Annotated in this window: 17 protein-coding genes and 2 riboswitches; of the genes, 11 read left to right on the top strand and 6 right to left on the bottom strand. The window is 64.0% G+C overall.

Translation table 11 applies throughout. The features are described 5' to 3' along the window. The first annotated feature begins 5 nt into the window (after positions 1-5). A complete protein-coding gene (cbiB, locus tag ACQY1K_RS16535) occupies positions 6-971 on the top strand; it encodes an adenosylcobinamide-phosphate synthase CbiB (protein WP_430257888.1) in 966 nt (321 codons plus the stop codon). Here the strand turns inward: cbiB and ACQY1K_RS16540 are convergent. From ACQY1K_RS16540 to ACQY1K_RS16555, 4 genes are read right to left on the bottom strand one after another with little or no spacing between them, the layout of a single operon-like run. Then, positions 955-2,412 carry a cobyric acid synthase gene (locus tag ACQY1K_RS16540; protein ID WP_430257889.1) on the bottom strand — a complete coding sequence of 486 codons (1,458 nt, stop codon included), beginning with the start codon at positions 2,410-2,412 and terminating at the stop codon, positions 955-957. The genes cbiB and ACQY1K_RS16540 overlap by 17 nt on opposite strands. Positions 2,413-2,415: 3 nt before the next feature. Then, positions 2,416-3,030, bottom strand: a complete 615-nt coding sequence (cobO, locus tag ACQY1K_RS16545) for a cob(I)yrinic acid a,c-diamide adenosyltransferase (RefSeq protein WP_430257890.1) — start codon at positions 3,028-3,030, stop codon at positions 2,416-2,418. Beyond that, the gene (locus ACQY1K_RS16550) at positions 3,027-3,797 is read right to left on the bottom strand and encodes a CbtA family protein (RefSeq protein WP_430257891.1); all 771 of its coding nucleotides are present in this window, start codon (positions 3,795-3,797) and stop codon (positions 3,027-3,029) included. Before ACQY1K_RS16550 ends, cobO begins: the two co-directional genes overlap by 4 nt. Before the next feature lie 14 nt (positions 3,798-3,811). Then, a complete protein-coding gene (locus ACQY1K_RS16555) occupies positions 3,812-3,988 on the bottom strand; it encodes a CbtB domain-containing protein (protein WP_062576923.1) in 177 nt (58 codons plus the stop codon). A gap of 37 nt (positions 3,989-4,025) precedes the next feature. Then, a riboswitch (cobalamin riboswitch) is annotated at positions 4,026-4,226 on the bottom strand. Between the two features lie 57 nt (positions 4,227-4,283). Further along, a riboswitch (cobalamin riboswitch) is annotated at positions 4,284-4,510 on the top strand. A 102-nt stretch (positions 4,511-4,612) separates the two neighbouring features. On the opposite strand from ACQY1K_RS16555, the gene ACQY1K_RS16560 reads away from it, so the two are divergent. Genes ACQY1K_RS16560 through ACQY1K_RS16590 form a run of 7 tightly spaced genes read left to right on the top strand, consistent with a single transcriptional unit; the run spans position 4,613 to position 12,857 of the window. Beyond that, complete coding sequence (locus ACQY1K_RS16560; RefSeq protein WP_062463591.1) at positions 4,613-5,041, top strand: DUF1636 family protein; 429 nt, start codon at positions 4,613-4,615, stop codon at positions 5,039-5,041. Next, a complete protein-coding gene (gene cobW, locus ACQY1K_RS16565; RefSeq protein WP_430257892.1) occupies positions 5,038-6,075 on the top strand; it encodes a cobalamin biosynthesis protein CobW in 1,038 nt (345 codons plus the stop codon). Before ACQY1K_RS16560 ends, cobW begins: the two co-directional genes overlap by 4 nt. Before the next feature lie 21 nt (positions 6,076-6,096). Then, positions 6,097-9,399, top strand: a complete 3,303-nt coding sequence (cobN, locus tag ACQY1K_RS16570; protein ID WP_430257893.1) for a cobaltochelatase subunit CobN — start codon at positions 6,097-6,099, stop codon at positions 9,397-9,399. Further along, complete coding sequence (gene cobG, locus ACQY1K_RS16575; protein WP_430257894.1) at positions 9,396-10,703, top strand: precorrin-3B synthase; 1,308 nt, start codon at positions 9,396-9,398, stop codon at positions 10,701-10,703. The genes cobN and cobG overlap by 4 nt, the downstream gene beginning before the upstream one ends. A 2-nt stretch (positions 10,704-10,705) precedes the next feature. Beyond that, positions 10,706-11,335: a precorrin-8X methylmutase gene (locus ACQY1K_RS16580; RefSeq protein ID WP_430259055.1), complete on the top strand. Its 630-nt coding sequence runs from the start codon at positions 10,706-10,708 to the stop codon at positions 11,333-11,335. Next, the gene (locus ACQY1K_RS16585; RefSeq protein WP_430257895.1) at positions 11,332-12,096 is read left to right on the top strand and encodes a precorrin-2 C(20)-methyltransferase; all 765 of its coding nucleotides are present in this window, start codon (positions 11,332-11,334) and stop codon (positions 12,094-12,096) included. Before ACQY1K_RS16580 ends, ACQY1K_RS16585 begins: the two co-directional genes overlap by 4 nt. Next, complete coding sequence (locus ACQY1K_RS16590; RefSeq protein ID WP_192088363.1) at positions 12,093-12,857, top strand: precorrin-3B C(17)-methyltransferase; 765 nt, start codon at positions 12,093-12,095, stop codon at positions 12,855-12,857. The genes ACQY1K_RS16585 and ACQY1K_RS16590 overlap by 4 nt, the downstream gene beginning before the upstream one ends. On the opposite strand, the gene ACQY1K_RS16595 is transcribed toward ACQY1K_RS16590, so the two are convergent. Beyond that, a complete protein-coding gene (locus ACQY1K_RS16595; RefSeq protein WP_430257896.1) occupies positions 12,821-13,588 on the bottom strand; it encodes a cobalt-precorrin-6A reductase in 768 nt (255 codons plus the stop codon). The two genes, ACQY1K_RS16590 and ACQY1K_RS16595, sit on opposite strands and share 37 nt — an antisense overlap. Positions 13,589-13,607: 19 nt before the next feature. On the opposite strand from ACQY1K_RS16595, the gene cbiE reads away from it, so the two are divergent. Genes cbiE through cobM form a run of 3 tightly spaced genes read left to right on the top strand, consistent with a single transcriptional unit; the run spans position 13,608 to position 16,008 of the window. Beyond that, positions 13,608-14,840 (top strand): precorrin-6y C5,15-methyltransferase (decarboxylating) subunit CbiE, encoded by a 1,233-nt coding sequence (gene cbiE / locus ACQY1K_RS16600; RefSeq protein ID WP_430257897.1) that lies wholly within the window; start codon positions 13,608-13,610, stop codon positions 14,838-14,840. Then, complete coding sequence (locus ACQY1K_RS16605; RefSeq protein ID WP_430257898.1) at positions 14,837-15,223, top strand: cobalamin biosynthesis protein; 387 nt, start codon at positions 14,837-14,839, stop codon at positions 15,221-15,223. Before cbiE ends, ACQY1K_RS16605 begins: the two co-directional genes overlap by 4 nt. Next, entirely contained in the window at positions 15,220-16,008 is a 789-nt protein-coding gene (gene cobM / locus ACQY1K_RS16610) for a precorrin-4 C(11)-methyltransferase (RefSeq protein ID WP_184655616.1), read from the top strand. The genes ACQY1K_RS16605 and cobM overlap by 4 nt, the downstream gene beginning before the upstream one ends. On the opposite strand, the gene ACQY1K_RS16615 is transcribed toward cobM, so the two are convergent. Next, positions 15,978-17,093, bottom strand: a complete 1,116-nt coding sequence (locus ACQY1K_RS16615) for a cobalt-precorrin-5B (C(1))-methyltransferase (RefSeq protein WP_184655652.1) — start codon at positions 17,091-17,093, stop codon at positions 15,978-15,980. The genes cobM and ACQY1K_RS16615 overlap by 31 nt on opposite strands. Positions 17,094-17,142: the final 49 nt, after the last annotated feature.

A 17,142-nucleotide genomic window follows, 5' to 3' on the forward strand; every position in this document is an offset into this window, starting at 1 on the left:
ACGTCATGTTCCTTCTCGCATTCTTCGCACTGATCACCGAGCGCATCGTCGGCTATCCGGACTGGCTGTTCAAACGCATCGGCCATCCTGTCACCTGGATCGGCCGGCTGATATCGGCACTCGACAGTCGATGGAACCGCGAGGGCGATGATTTCGCCAGCCGCAAACGCATGGGCATTCTCGCGCTCATCGTCCTGGTCGGCTGCACCGTCGCTGCTGCACTGGCGATTGCGGCCATCCTCATGCTTTTGCCCTTGGGACCGATCCTTCTCGTTCTTGCAGCAGCCAGCCTGCCTGCCCAGAAGAGTCTTGAGACTCACGTGGAAGCCGTGGCAACCGCCTTGCGCTACAACGGGCTCGACGCCGGACGCAAGGCCGTCTCGATGATTGTCGGCCGCGATCCGGAAAAGCTCGATGACGCCGCGGTTTGCCGCGCGGCGATCGAAAGCCTGGCCGAGAATTTTTCCGATGGCGTCGTCGCCCCTGCCTTCTGGCTCGGCATCGGCGGCCTCGCCAGCGGCGCGGCCTACAAGGCTGGCAATACCGCCGACAGCATGATCGGCCACCGGTCTCCGCGTCATGAAGCGTTCGGCTGGGCTGCGGCCCGGTTCGACGACCTGATCAATCTGCCAGCGTCGCGGCTGACGGCGGCGCTGTTCGTTTTGGCCGCTGTCTTCGTCAAGGACGCCTCGCCCCGCGATGCCATACGTGCGATCCGCCGGGACGCCAAGCATCATCGTTCGCCGAATGCCGGCTGGCCGGAAGCGGCGATGGCGGGCGCGCTTGGCATCGCGCTCGCGGGCCCCCGCAGTTACGGCGGCCAGATGCTCGAAGCCCGCTACATGGGAGAGGGCAACCGGACCAACCTGAATTTCGACGATATCACCCGCGCCCTCAAGCTTGCGCGCGTGGCGGATGCGCTGCTGATCGGCCTGTTCGGCATACTGGCGCTGCTCATCTGGCAATTTTGAGCAGTCCGTCGATATCGAGATGCTGCTCCATATGCGCGGCAAGGCGATCGAGAATGGCATCGACATTCGCTTCGTAATTCAGGCCGGACACCGTACCGCCGAGACGCGACAGCCAGGCCGAACGCTGGCGATCGTCGCAAAACAATCCGTGCACATAGGTGCCGACCACCCTGCCATCCCGAGACGACGCACCTTCCGAAGTGCCGGCAATGCTCGAAAACGGACGTGAACAGTCGGCGCCGGTGGTATGACCCGTATGCATTTCGTAGCCGGCAAAGGATATCCCGTCGGAGCTGACACCCTCGACAGCCTCCAGCCGCTTTGACGCCGACAGCACGGTTTCGACATCGAGAAGCCCCAGCCCTTCCGCCGAACCGGGAGGGCCCTCCGATCCCTCCGGATCCGATATCCGTCTGCCGAGCATCTGGTACCCGCCGCACAGCCCGAGAACGCGCCCGCCGCGCCTGTAGTGAGCTGCGATATCGGTATCGAAGCCGGCCTCCCTAAGCGCAGCCAGATCCGCGATCGTCGCCTTCGAGCCGACCAGCAGCACGAGATCGCAGTCTCCAGGGATAGCCTCGCCGCGCCTGACACGGATGAGCTCGACATCCGGCTCCGCTTCCAGCGGATCGAGATCGTCGAAATTGGAAATATGCGGCAGGATCGGCACCGCGATGCGCAGTTTCGCGTCGGGCTTGCGCGCAAACGACTGGGTAAGGCCGAGCGCATCTTCTGCCGGCAGAAGTGCTGCATCGGCGAAATGCGGCAACAGTCCGATCGATTGCCAGCCGGTAAACGAACCGATCATCCGCATGCCCTCGGCAAACAAGGCGGGATCGCCGCGAAAACGGTTGACGATAAAGCCGTGGATCATGTCAGCATCCTCAGCATCGATGACGAGTTTGGTGCCGGCAAGGCTCGCAATCACGCCGCCCCGGTCGATATCGCCGATCAGAACCACCGGCACATCGGCAGCGCGGGCAAAACCCATATTGGCGATATCGTTCTGGCGAAGGTTGATTTCGGATGCGCTGCCCGCCCCTTCGACGAGGACGAGGTCTGCCCGGGCTTTGAGGATCTCGAAGCTTTCCAGCACCCGCGAAAGCAGCCTCGGCTTCAAAAGCTGGTACTCGGCCGCCTTGGCATTGCCCTCGACCCTGCCCTGCACCACCACCTGGGCGCCGACCTCGCTCTGGGGCTTCAAGAGAACCGGATTCATATGGACGCTGAGCGGCACGCCAGCCGCCCTTGCCTGCAGTGCCTGCGCCCGGCCGATTTCGCCGCCATCGGCGGTGACCGCGGCATTGTTGGACATGTTCTGCGGCTTGAAGGGCAGGACACTCAAGCCCCGCAGTGTGAAGACGCGGGCAAGCCCGGCAACGACCAGCGACTTGCCCACATCCGAGCCGGTCCCCTGAAACATGAGAGCGCGAGCCACCACCCGTCAGAACTCGATGCCGGCCTGGGCTTTGACGCCGGCCTTGAAGTGATGCTTGACCAGCGTCATCTCGGTCACCAGATCCGCCGCCTCGATCAGCGCCGGCTTGGCGTTCCGGCCGGTGACGACCACGTGCAGATCCGCCCGGCGCGCCTGTAACTGGGCGACGACCGTGTCGAGATCGAGATAATCGTAGCGCAGGGCGATATTGAGTTCGTCGAGAATGACGAGGCCGATCGTTTCGTCGGCCATTAGTTCGAGTGCCATGCCCCAGGCCTTCTCGGCAGCGGCGATGTCGCGTTTGAGATCCTGGGTTTCCCAGGTAAAGCCCTCGCCCATCGTGTGCCAGGCGACGCGGTCGCCGAACACCGCAAGCGCCGGCTGCTCGCCGGTCGACCATGCGCCCTTGATGAACTGCACGATGCCGACACGGCGGTTGTGGCCAAGCGTGCGCAAAGCCAGCCCGAAGGCCGCCGTCGATTTGCCCTTGCCGGAGCCGGTATGAACCATGAGGAGACCCTTCTCGACGGTCTTTTCCGCGACTTCGGCATCCTGAACCGCCTTGCGGTTCTCCATCTTGGCGCGGTGGCGCTGCTCGGTGGTCTGATCGATTTCCTTCAACGGACTGCAAGCTCCTTGGACGTGGTCGAAATTTCCTCACCAGCACGAAAACGCTCGCGGAGGACGCCGGAAAGCGCGCCGAGAACGGCCCAGAAGACGAGGTTCGTTGCGTAGACGGCATTGACGAACCGCGCATGCAGGTCCATCGGCACCGCGGTGTCATGGCTCGGCGGCAGCGGTGCGCCGATGATGTGCGGAGCAACGAGCAGGACGACCGCCAAAGCCGCAAGAAGGGCGGAACGGGTATAGGCAAGCAGGCCAAGGGCCAGGGCAGTGCAGACGGCTGTCGCAATCCACCAGATCTGGCGCGGGCCGAGCTCAGCGACGGGCATGCCCGGAAGTTCCGGCGGCAGACCGAGGCCGGGTGCAAGACTGACGGTGAGGAACCCGGCAATGCCGAACATCAACCCGCCGCGCCACCCGCCAAACCCGCCGAGTGCTTCGGCGATGGCGATGGCAACCAGCGCAAAACCGATTGCCGACAGAGCATTGGCCGCTGCAGTGTAGGCAAAGCGCTCGAGCCCGTCGGCCGGCGCCCATGCCTCTTCGGCGTGATCGTGCGCAGCGGAAGCCGGTGCTGCAGTGCCTGCGGCCGTATCCGGAGCTGTGCCATGGCTATGTCCAGCGCCGTTGCCGCCGGCGTGTTCATAGGTCTCCGCTGCGAGAATAAGCGGCACGACGGAAAAGCTTTGCATCACGGTCATCAGGAGCCCGGACAAAAGCCCTGCGATCACCGCCGTGAGGACGATGTTTCGAAACAGCGACATTTAAGGAATTCCTCTTAGTGGCAGGGAAAGGCCAGCGAGTGGCGCGTATCGTGAGCCGCATTGTGCACAGCCTCGATATGCGAAAAGCCGACAAAGCCGACGATGAACAGGCCGAGTATGGCTGTCATGCCAAGAGGAATGATTTTCGATGCGGAAACGCTGGCTGCACCGGCAGCAGAGTTCGTAACCATGGACGTCGTCTTTCTGCCCTCCACCCGAGGGCTTTCACTGTGCCTATCGTCTCCGGCAGGTCTCCTGGCTCGCGGATCGAACGCCTCTGACCCGCCTTCCCGGATGTCTCCAGTGGCATGTTGAGCAGAGACTTTCCGCTTACAGTTGCGGGGGCAGCCGCGGGTTTGACGTCAAGATATCGTCGCACCGCATTCCCTTCGATGAGCCCTCTCGGGCACCAAAGACGTGATCACTATAGACGGTTTCCCCAGACGGGCAATCGGCTTTGCAACATTGACACTGCCCTGCGACAAGGCTTAGGTGACTGCGATACGGTCCCTTGCCGGCAACGGTAGGGGCTAAGAGAGAATGCGGTGCGAACCCGGGATCGTCTTTAAGATTCCATGGTTCAATGCCGCGGCTGCCCCCGCAACTGTAAGCGGCGAGCCATCCTGCCACTATGGCCACTGGAGAAATCCGGGAAGGCAGGCGGATGGTGACGACCCGCGAGCCAGGAGACCTGCCGTTCGAAAACGTGCCTTTCCGGGCGGGGTGCTCCGGAAAAGCTTCTTTCACTCTGCAGGATAGGCTTGCCTTCCTGTCGTGCACCCCGATGTTATTGACTTGGGCGGTAGTGCGACACGATGGTGATTGACGAACGAAAAGACGAGCGCGACGCGGCCGCAGACGGCCTTGCCGGCGAGCCGGATGTGACGATTTTCGTCTGCACCAATTGTCGCGAGGCATCCGACAGCGAAGCGCGCCCGGGCATCGTCCTGATGGACGCCCTTCGCGAGGCTGCCGCCGGCAAGCCGCTTTCCGTCAAACCCGTCACCTGCCTTGCCAACTGCGAAAAAGGCCCAAGTGCTGCCTTCAACCATCGCTCCGGCTGGTCCTATGTCTTTGGTCATCTGTCGCTCGACACGGTCGAGGACATCTTGGTCGGCGCGATGATGCTGGCTGACGACGAGCGCGGTTTACTTCCCCTTCGCGGCCGCCCCATGTGCCTTCGCGGCAAGGGCATGACGGCCCGCATTCCACCATTCCAGCACCACGAGGACCTGCCTTCATGAGCGTTTCATTCGACCGCGTTCCCTGCACCGTGATCACCGGGTTTCTCGGTGCCGGCAAGACGACGCTGATCCGTCACCTGATCGAAAACCTCAAGGGCAAGCAGCTCGCGATCATCGTCAACGAGTTCGGCGATGTCGGCATCGATGGCGACGTGTTGAAGAGCTGCGGCATCGAAAGCTGCCCTGATGACAACATCATCGAACTTGCCAACGGCTGCATCTGCTGCACCGTCGCCGATGATTTCGTTCCGGCGATCGACCAGATCCTGGCCCGCGAACCGCGCGTGGACCACATCCTCATCGAAACCTCCGGCCTTGCCCTGCCGAAGCCTCTCGTCCAGGCCTTCCAGTGGCCGGATGTGAAGGCCCGCGTCACCGTCGATGCCGTCATTGCCGTGGTGGATGGTCTGGCGCTCGCCCAAGGCCGCGTTGCCGACGATCACGAGGCACTGGAAGCGCAGCGCAGCCAGGATAGCTCGATCGACCACGACGACCCGGTCGAGGAAGTGTTCGAGGACCAGATCGCCTGCGCCGACATGATCGTGCTGACCAAGACCGACCTTCTCGACCAGGCGTCGCTTGCCGCCGCCAAGGGCCGCGTCCAGGCGCATCTGCCGCGGGCCGTCAAGATCGTGCCCGCCGCAAACGGCGCCGTTGATCCGAGCGTACTGATCGGTCTCGGCCTTGCCGTCGAGGATGATATCGAAAACCGCAAGACCCATCATGACGACGAGCTTGACCACGATCACGACGATTTCGACAGTTTCGTCATCGATATTCCAGCCGTTGCCGATGCGGACGAACTCGCTGCCCGCATTTCGGCCACAGCGGAGGCGGAAAACGTGTTGCGCATCAAGGGTTTTGTCGACGTTGCGAACAAGCCGATGCGCCTTCAGGTGCAGGCGGTCGGTTCGCGCGTGAACCATTATTTCGACCGCGCCTGGGGTGCAGGCGAGACCCGACAGAGCCGCCTCGTCGTGATCGGCGAAAAGGGCATGGACCGTGCGGCGATCGAAAAGATGCTGGCGGCGTAAGAGGGTTTTAGAAGGAAAAGGATGCATATTCTCGCCACCACCTCGTCGTCGCTCGACGACCTGATCGAGCCGGTCGACCTCAACCAGTCGCCGGCAGATGTGGTGGTGCTGTCTTTTTCCGGCAGCGACCTGAACGGCATTGCAGCGGGTTGGAGCGATGGCAAGGCGAGCCTCTGCCTCACCAATATCTCCGACCTGCGCCATCCGATGTCCGTCGACCTGTGGCTCGAAAAGACCGCAGCCCATGCGCGCTTTATCCTCGTACGCATTCTCGGCGGCTATGATCGCTGGGCCTACGGCGCCGATCAGCTGTCGCGGCTGGCGAAGCGCAAGAAGATCCCGCTCGCGATGCTGCCGGGCGAATGCAGCATCAGCGACGACCGCCTGGCCGCTGCCTCCACCGTGCCCGATGCGACGCTGATGGACGTTCTCGCCTTCTTCCGCGAAGGCGGGCCGGACAATATGCAGCTTCTGGCGCGCCGGCTGGATGCGCTGGCAAGCGGCGATACGCAAAGCTTGCAGACCGCGACGCCGATGCCGAAGCGGGGCTTCTACAAGCCCGGCCACGGCATCTCGACCGCCGATGAGCTTACTGCTGGTTTCCCGCCCGATGCGCAGCGGCTGCCGATCCTGTTCTATCGCTCCACGTTGCTTGCCAATGATGCGGCACCGATCAACGCGATGTATGAGGCACTGGCTGCCCGCGGCTTCGCACCGATGCCGATGTTCGTCGGCGGCTTGAAGGATACAGAAACCATCGGCTTTGTCGAACAGGCGATCGCAGAGCTCGATCCGGCCGCCATTCTCACCACGACCGCCTTTGCAAGTGCGACTTACGACAACGGCGACACGATTTTCGACCGCTCAGGGATTCCCGTATTCCAGCTGGTCACCGCAACGACACGACGCGACGGATGGGCGGAAGGCCGCCGCGGCCTCAACCCTTCCGACCTTGCCATGCATGTCGTGCTGCCGGAACTGGATGGCCGTATCCTTGCCGGCGCGATCTCGTTCAAGGCCGGCGACAAGACGGCCGATCTCGTCAACCAGCCAGAACCGGACCGGATCGAACACGTCGCAGACCGGATCGCCGCCTTCCTGGCCATGAAGACCGTTTCCCGCGCCGAGCGGAAACTGGTCATCCTGATGCCGGATTATCCGAGTGCGCCGGGCCGCACCGGTTATGCCGTTGGCCTCGATGTGCCGCAAAGCGTTCTGACTATCCTCAGAACGCTATCGACAGCCGGCTATTCGATTTCCGATATTCCGCAAACCCCGCGCGCGCTTCTGGATCTCCTTGCCGCCAGGACAGCGCAATATCCGCTTGCCACCTACAGCCCCGAAGCCGGAATCGAAGCAGCCTGGGGCGAACCGGCGATGGATGCGGATCTGGAAGACGGCGCCTACCGTTTCCGCGCCGCGCAATTCGGCAACGTCACGGTGGCGCTTGCCCCGGACCGTGGCCGCGATGCCGACCGGCGCACTGACTATCACAGCCCCGACCTGCCGCCGCGGCACGCCCTCAACGCCTTCGGTCAGTGGATGCGTGATGCCGTGGGTGCCCATGCGATCGTTCATGTCGGCGCCCATGGCACGCTGGAATGGCTGCCGGGAAAGACCGTGGCGCTGTCGAAAGACTGCTTTCCGGAGCTCGTGACCGGCGGCCTGCCGGTCATCTATCCGTTTATCGTGTCCAATCCCGGCGAGGCGGCGGTTGCCAAGCGGCGCATTTCCGCAGTTACCATCGGCCACCTGCCGCCGGTTCTGACAGGCGCAGGCCTTTCGGACGAGCACACGAAACTCGAGCTGCTGGTCGACGAATATGCGCAGGCGGACGGGTTGGACAGGCGCCGCCGCGACCGGCTGGCGAAACTGATCGTCGAGACCGCGAGCGACTGTGGACTGGCATCCGAAGCCGACATAACCGGGGATGACGACCCCGACACGGCGCTCAGCCGCATCGACGCGTTTCTCTGCGATCTCAAGGACTTCGCCATCAAGGACGGCCAGCACGTGTTCGGCGAAATCGCCGACGGTGACGACGATCCGCTGCGGATCGCCAGTGCCAGAACCGAAATGCAGGCGCTGCTCGATGCTCTCGATGGCCGGCATATTCGCCCCGGACCGTCGGGAGCCCCGGCACGGGGCCGCCGCGACGTGATGCCGACCGGCCGCAATCTCTACGCCAGCGATCCGCGCACCCTGCCGACCCCGACCGCGTTCGAACTGGGCAAGCGCGCCGCCGACGAGATTTTGCGCCGATACCTGCAGGACCATGGCGACTGGCCGAAAAGCCTCGTCTTCGATCTCTGGGGCAGCGCTTCGCTGCGAAGCGGCGGCGAGGAAGTGGCGCAGGTTCTGGCGCTGATGGGTGCCAGACCCGTCCAAGACGCCGCGACCGGCCGCGTCACCGGCATCGAGGTTCTGGCGCCGGCAACGCTTGGACGCCCGCGCATCGACGTCAGCCTTCGGATTTCAGGCCTGTTCCGCGACATGTTTCCGGCACTGATCGCGCTTCTCGATGCCGCCATGCGGGCGATTGCCGCGCGCGAGGAAGCCCCGGGCGACAATCCGCTGGCAGAAGACGCACAGACGCTCGGCCATGTGCCCCCGCGCATCTTCGGCTCGGCGCCCGGCACCTACGGTTCCGGCATCGAGGAAAAGCTTGCCGATGGCAGCTGGGGCGAACGCGAGGAACTCGGCCGTCTCTATCTCGATGCCACCAGCCACGCGTTCGGCGGTGCCGATGGCGATGGCATTCACGTTCCCGGCGGGTTTGCCGAGCGAATCGGTACGGCCGACCTGCTTGTCCATACCGGCGATGATCCCGGCCGCGATCTTCTCGACGGCTCCGCCGACGTTGCCTTCATCGGCGGCTTTTCGGCGGCCGTCGCGGCGCTCGGCGGCAAGGCAGATGTGATCGCGCTCGACACGACCGATCCGCAGAAGCCGAAAGCCCGCTCCATTTCCGAGGCCCTGACCCGCGTCGTGCGCGCCCGTGCCGTCAACCCGCGCTTCATCGCCGGCCAGATGCGCCACGGACCCCGCGGTGCGGCCGAACTGGTCGAAACCGTCGACCGGCTGATCGGCTTTGCCGAGACCACCCACGCCGTTCCGCAATCGCTGATCGACGCGACCTATGACGCCTATCTGGGTGACGAGAAAGTGCGCGACTTCCTGCTGTCCCAGAACCCCGAAGGCGCCCGCTACATGGGCCTGCGGTTCCGCGCGGCGCTCGATCGCGGTCTCTGGCATCCGCGCCGCAACGCGGTGGATGCCGAGTTGGAAATGCTGGCAGACGACTGCGAAAGGCTGGTCGCATGACAGCACTCGCACGCGACCCAGCCGAACCGGACATGAGACGCGGCGCCTGCCCTGCCCTGTCTGCGCCGATGATGACGGGCGACGGCCTGCTTGCGCGTGTGCCGCTGACCGATGCAATTGCGCCGGGGCAACTGGCAGATCTCTGCCGTCTGGCAATGCGTCACGGCAACGGCATGATCGACATTTCCGCACGCGGCAACCTCCAGATCCGGGGCCTCAGCGAAGCCTCTGCGCCGCAGCTCGAGGCCGAGGTGCGGGCCATGGATCTGCCGCTGCGCGACGGCCTTGCCGTCGAAGTGCCGCCGCTTGCCGGTGAGGACGCAACCAACATCGCCGATCCGCGCCCGCTGGCAGACGCCATCAGCCACGGCGCCCGTGACATCAAAGGCCTTGCGCCAAAGACGTCTGTCATCGTCGATGGTGCGGGTCGCCTGACGCTTTCCGGGTTGATCGCCGATATCAGGCTGGTCGCGGTGGAAGCGGATGGCGAAATCCTTTGGAAGATCCTGCTCGGCGGCACTGAAGCTTCCGCGCGCGTTTTCAATGTTTTGCCTGAAACACAGGCCGTCGAGGCGACCGTCTCTCTTCTCGAAAAGCTCGCCTCGCTTGGAAGCGAGGCCCGGGGTCGTGACCTCGCTTCAGGTCTACCTGCCAACGATTTTACTGCCGCAACCATCTCCCCCTTCACGCTGCATGCCCTTTCAAACGGCACGTTCGCGACCGGCCTAGGCCCGGCATTCGGCCAGACCCATGCCGAAAACCTGATTGCCCTCTGCACGGAAGCCACACGCCTGGACATTCGCACCGTCAAACCGGCGCTCGATCATTCGCTCCTCTTTTTCGGCAGCGAGACCGCGTGCCGAACACTGACGGCTTTTGCCGCAGACACCGGTTTCGTGACGTCGGATGCCGATCCGCGCGGTCATATCGCTGCCTGCACCGGACGCCCGGCCTGCCGGTCCGGCGCCATTGCCACCCACGAGATTGCCACGCGCGCTGCCACAGAATGCGGCGATCTGCTGGACGGCTCGTTCAAGCTGCATGTGAGCGGCTGCCCCAAGGGCTGCGCCCATCCGCAGGCAACGGCACTGACGCTGTGCGGCATGCCGGATCACGTTTCTCTGGTTGCCTCGGCGAAAGCGAGCGGCCAACCCTTTGCTTCCATCGCGTTTGCCGATACCAACGCCACGCTTCGCCGCCTTGCCGCTCTCGTTCGATCGGAACGGCGATCCGGGGAAAATTCCGCTGCCTGCCTTGCCCGGATCGGTCCGGACCGGCTTTGCCAGGCGGCCATACCAGGATGACCATGACCAGTTACGACTATATCCACGAAGGCGATGCGATCTATCTGAAGTCCTTTGCGATCATCCGCGAGGAAGCCGACCTTTCCGCATTTTCGGAAGAGCAGGCGGATGTCGCGGTCCGCATGATCCACGCCTGCGGCCTGGTCGAGGCGGCCGAACATTTCCGCTTCTCCGACGACTTCGTTTCTGCAGCCCGCAATGCGCTGTTGGCCGGCAAGCCTATCTATTGCGACGCGTTCATGGTGGCGCAGGGGATAACCCGGGCAAGGCTTCCGGCCGATAACGAGGTTATCTGCACGTTGCGTGACAGCCGCACGGTCGAACTGGCCAAAACAATCGGCAACACGCGATCGGCAGCGGCACTGGATCTCTGGGACGCGATGGAAGGTTCGGTGGTCGCCATCGGCAATGCACCGACAGCCCTGTTTCACCTGCTGGAACTGCTGGATGCCGGCGCCCCGCGCCCGGCCGCAATCATCGGCATGCCGGTCGGATTCGTGGGTGCGGCCGAATCCAAGGAAGCCCTGATGGAATCGGCTCATGGCATTCCCTATGCCGTGGTGCGCGGCCGCATGGGCGGCTCGGCCATGACGGCGGCCGCCGTCAACGCGCTGGCGAGGACAGGCCTTTGAACCCCAAGAGTACAAAGGGAAAGCTGATCGGCGTCGGCACCGGCCCAGGCGACCCGGAACTGATGACGCTGAAGGCCGTGCGTGCAATCCATGAAGCGGATGTGCTCGCTTTCTTCTGCAAGAAGGGCTCCTCCGGCAATGGCCGCACCATCGTCGACGCACATGTCCGCCCCGGCACGATCGAGCTGCCGCTGGTCTATCCGGTCACGGTCGAGACCCACAAGGACGAAGCCGACTACAAGACGCCGATCAACGATTTCTTCGATCGGTCGGCCGAAGAAGTGGCAGCTTATCTCGATGCCGGAAAGACCGTCGCCGTTCTGAGCGAAGGCGACCCGCTGTTTTACGGGTCCTATATGCATCTGCATGTCCGGCTGAAGGATCGCTACGAGGTGGATGTAATTGCCGGCGTCACCGCGATGTCCGGCTGCTGGTCGATGACCGGCCTGCCCTTGGTGCAGGGAGACGATATCCTGAGCGTGCTTCCCGGCACGCTGTCTGAAGAAAAACTAATCGAGCGTCTCTCCGATACCGATGGCGCCGTGATCATGAAGGTCGGGCGCAACCTGCCGAAGATCCGCCGGGCGCTGGCCGCAGTCGGCAAGCTTTCAGGCGCGCTCTATGTCGAACGCGGCACCATGGCCAACGGCGCCTCGGAGCGGCTGGAAACCCGCGACGAAAGCCCGGCGCCCTATTTCTCCCTCGTGCTCGTTCCCGGATGGACCAATCGTCCGGGGCCCGATCATGGAGCGGCAGAATGACGGGATCGCTGACGGTCGTCGGGCTTGGCCCCGGAAGTCCGGACCAGATCACCCCGGAAGCACTGTCGGCGGTTGCGTCGGCAACCGATTTCTTCGGCTACTTTCCCTATATCGACAGGCTGAACCTGCGACCGGACCAGCGCCGCCATGCCTCTGACAATCGCGAGGAGCTGGCACGCGCCAAGGCGGCGATCGACATGGCAGCGAGAGGCGGCAAAGTCTGCGTCGTCTCGGGTGGAGATCCCGGCGTCTTCGCGATGGCGGCAGCCGTCTGTGAAGCGATCGACGAAGGTCCGGCAGAATGGCGCGATATCGATCTTTCCATCGTGCCAGGCGTCACCGCCATGCTGGCGGTTGCGGCAAAGGCTGGAGCACCTCTCGGCCATGATTTCTGCGCGATTTCGCTGTCGAACAACCTGAAACCCTGGGCCATCATCGAAAAGCGTCTCGTCGCCGCGGCAACGGCCGGCTTCGTCATGGCCTTTTACAATCCGATCAGCAAGGCGCGGCCGCATCAGCTGGATGAAGCCTTCGAGATCCTGCGCGCCAACCTGCCGGGCACGGTGCCGGTGATCTTCGGCCGCGCCGCCGGCCGGCCTGACGAGGCGATCCGGATCGTGCCCTTGGCGGAAGCTCAGGGCGACATGGCCGACATGGCGACCTGCGTGATCGTCGGCACGACAGAGACCAAGCTGATCGAAAGAACCGGCAACCGACCGATCGTCTATTCGCCGCGTTTCCTGCGGGAGAGCGTCCAGTGACGCACCCGGTCGACCAGCACGTCCACGCTTGTGGCAGACGGCACATCCGGCAGCTCGGGCCGTTCGATCAGGATGACGTCGATTCCGAGGCGCCGTGCAGCGCTGATCTTGGCCACACTGGCGCGACCGCCACTGTTTTTCGAGACGATCAGGTCGATGCCGTGCTCCTCGAGCAGCCGGATCTCGTCACCCTCGGAAAACGGCCCACGGGCAGTGATGTAGGTCACATCCGGCAGGTCCAGCGGCGGATCGACCGGATCGACGCTGCGCACCAGGTATCGATGCTGTTTCCTCACCTCGAACAGCAGCAGTTCCTGTCGGCCGAGCGTCAGGAAAACCTTGCGCGACGCAATGTCGAGCGCTGCGACCGCGGCCTGGATACTGCCGACCTCCTGCCAGCGATCGCCGTCCTGACGCAACCAGGCGGGACGGCGCAAAGCCAGGATCTCTACACCCGACGACGCCGCGGCTTCAGCGGCATTGCGCGAAATCTGCGCCGCGAACGGATGCGTCGCGTCGATCAGCAGATCCACGCCCTGCTCACGGATAAAGGCATCGAGGCCGACAGCACCGCCGAACCCGCCGATACGCACCGGCACCGGCTGTTCAGCCGGCGCCTTGGTGCGGCCGGCAAGCGAAACGAGGACCTGGTATTCCGGGTCGATCGCCAACCGGCCGGCGAGCGCCTTTGCCTCGGTCGTGCCGCCCAGAATGAGGATGGAGTAAGTCAAGTTGCCTCCTGAATCAGAGATGAGAGCTTTAAACCAAAGCCGCTGGCTGTCCATCGTCGGCATCGGCGAGGATGGCGTGAACGGTCTCGGCGATAATGCCCGCGACGCGATCGCCGCCGCCGCCGTTGTTTTCGGCGGAAGGCGACATCTGGAGCTCGCCGCACCCCTCATCACTGGCGAAGCGCGGCCATGGCCGACGCCCTTCGATCCAGCGATGCGCGATGTCGTCGCGCTGCGTGGACGCAACGTCTGTGTGCTTGCCTCCGGCGATCCCTTCCTGTTCGGCGTCGGTGCAACGCTGTCACGCCATGTCCCGGCGGATGAATTCATCGCCTATCCGTCCTCGTCTGCATTTTCGCTCGCAGCATCGCGTCTCGGCTGGCCGCTGCAGGAGATCGAGACGGTCTCGCTGCATGGCCGTCCTCTGGATCTCATCCGCCCGCTTCTGCACCCAGGCCGGCGCGTGATCGCGCTGACCTCGGATGAGCGGGGCCCCGCCGAACTGGCGGCTCTCGTGACGGAGAGCGGTTTCGGGAAGTCGCAGCTGACTGTGCTCGAAGCGCTTGGTGGCCAAGCGGAGCGAATCCGCGTGGTGCAGGCGGACGGATTTGCATTGCAGGATATCAACGTGCTGAACGTCGTCGCGATCGACGTTGCCTCGGACGGTCCGGCTCACATTCTGCCGCTGGGCTTCGGCCTCGATGATGCCCTGTTCGAGCATGACGGTCAGATCACCAAACGCGAGATCCGCGCCTTGACGCTATCAGCGCTTTCGCCCCGGCGCGGCGAGCTGCTCTGGGATATCGGCGCTGGATCCGGCTCGATCGGCATCGAATGGATGCTGGCCGATCCGGCGATGAAGGCGATCGCCATTGAAATGCATCCCGAGCGGGTCGCCCGTATCAGACGCAACGCCTCAAGCTTCGGCGTTCCGGGCCTCGTCGTGGTCGAGGGCGAGGCACCGTCGGCGCTCCATGGCCTCCCCCCACCGGATGCGATCTTCATCGGCGGCGGCGGCAGCGAACCGGGCGTCTTCGATGCAGCCGTCGCAGTACTCAAGCCGCGCGGCAGGCTCGTTGCCAACGCCGTGACGCTGGAAATGGAAGCCGTGCTGCTGACCGCAAAAGCAACGCTCGGCGGCAGCCTCATCCGCATGGACGTCTCGCGCGCCTCGCCCGTCGGGTCGATGCAGGGCTGGAAACCGGCCATGCCCGTCACGCAGTGGACTTGGACAAAAGGAACAGAACCATGATCGTCGCCGGTTTGGGTTGCCGCAAGGGCACCACGCGAGCAGACCTTCTGTCCGCGCTGGATGCGGCCTGCACCGAGGCCGGTATCGTCAGGGGATCGATTGGGGCACTCGCCACCGGAGAGATCAAGCGGCAGGAACCGGGCATCCTGCAGCTGGCCGAAACGCTGGGAATTCCCCTCCACATCGTCAGCGACCAAGCCTTGCTGGACGCCGAGCCACGGACCAAGACCGTTTCCCGCCACAGCTTGGCCCAGACGCCGTCATCCAGCCTGTCCGAGGGTGCGGCGCTCGCGGCTGCGGGAGAATGGTCCGAAATCATCGTGCCCCGGCTGATATCCCAGGGCGCCACCTGCGCCTTGGCGCAAACGAAAGACTATCCATGACCGTCCACTTCATCGGCGCCGGCCCCGGTGCCGCGGATCTCATCACCGTCCGTGGCCGCGATATCCTCAGCCGCTCGCCCGTCTGCCTCTATGCAGGCTCGATCATGCCGAAGGAACTGCTGGACTATTGCCCGGCCGATGCACGGATAATCGATACCGGCTCCCTGTCGCTTGACGATATCGAGGCCGAATATGTTGCCGCTCACCAGGCCGGCAAGGATATAGCCCGCCTGCATTCAGGCGATCTTTCGGTCTGGAGCGCCGTGGCCGAACAGATCCGCCGGCTGGAAAAGCACGGCATCGACTATACCCTGACCCCCGGCGTTCCCTCGTTTGCCGCCGCCGCGGCCGCGTTGCGGCGGGAGCTGACAATTCCCGAGGTCGCGCAAAGCCTCGTCCTCACACGCGTCTCCGGCCGCGCCTCGAAAATGCCCGAGGGAGAAACGCTGAAAGCTTTTGGTGCGACAGGTGCAACGCTTGCTATCCATCTCGCTATCCATGCACTCGACAGGATCGTCGAGGAGCTGATGCCGATTTACGGTCCAGACTGCCCGGTGGCGATCGTCGTACGTGCCTCGTGGCCGGAGGAGCGCATCATCACCGGCACGCTTGCCGATATTGCAGCGAAGCTGGCCGCAGAGCCGGCAGAACGCACCGCGCTGATCTTCGTCGGCAAAGGACTGGGAGCGAATGATTTCGTCGAGAGCCAGCTATACAATGCAGACTATGTACGGCGTTTCCGCCCCGGCTGGGATCAGCTCTCTGCGGCTAAGGACCCGGAATGATCGGACGGCGTGAATTCCGTTCGTCCGGCAAGCTGCCCGTGCCGGTCGAACACCAGGATCTCCAGCGCGATCTTAGGGTCGCCGAGCGACTTTGCGGCGGTCTTCCAGGCAAGCGCGGCAATGCGGTCACCGAGCTTCAGACCACGCGCGCCAGCCATCTCGAACGCCTGCGCGACAGTGTTTGCAGCGATGATCCGCGCAACGAGATCGGCATCGGCGCCAGCGTCTTCCGCCACCTTGGCAAGCGCTTCGAGATCGGCAAGCCCGCGCTTGGAATGCACGTCGAGCATGCCCTGGGCGAGCTTGGTCATCTTGGCGACGCCGCCGGCAACGGTTACCTTCGGCACCGGATGGCTGCGGATATATTTCAGCATGCCGCCGACGAAATCGCCCATGTCGATCAGCGCGACGTCGGAAAGGCCATGATAGGCCTGCGCCGCCTTTTCGGACGTATTGCCGGTGGCGCCGGAAATATGATCGAGGCCGGCCGCGCGCGCCACATCGATGCCGCGCCAGATGGAATGGATCCAGGCCGAGCACGAATACGGAATGACGATCCCGGTCGTACCGAGGATCGATATTCCGCCGACAATGCCGAGCCGGCCGTTAAGCGTCTTCTCGGCGATCTTCTCACCGTCGGGCACCGAAATCTCCACCTCGAAATCGGCGCCCTCGCCGGCAACCTCTGTTATCGCCTGCGCAATCATCTGCCGTGGCACCGGGTTGATCGAGGGTTCGCCGGGTGGCAGCGGCAGACCGGGCCGCGTCACCGTACCGACGCCAGGTCCTGCCCTGAACGTGATGCCGCTTTTCGCCGCGCCGCACCGCACCGTGCTGATGATCAGCGCGCCATGGGTGACATCTGGGTCGTCGCCGGCATCCTTGATGATGCCAGCCTTGGCGAAACCCTCGCCCACCTCTTCGATGGCCAGCGCAAAACCCGGCCGTTGGCCGCCGGGCAGGGTCACCTCCACCAGCGCCGGAAATTCGCCTGTCATCAGCGCCAGACAGGCAGCCTTCGTGGCCGCCGCAGCGCAGGTTCCCGTGGTCCAGCCACGTCGCAGGGTCTTGCTGTCAATATCGATGGCGGCTTCCATGGTCGTTTCTATAGCCCGGCCTTCACCGGCCGGCAAA

It is taken from the genome of Neorhizobium sp. IRS_2294 (assembly GCF_050500145.1).
Classification (GTDB): domain Bacteria; phylum Pseudomonadota; class Alphaproteobacteria; order Rhizobiales; family Rhizobiaceae; genus Neorhizobium; species Neorhizobium soli.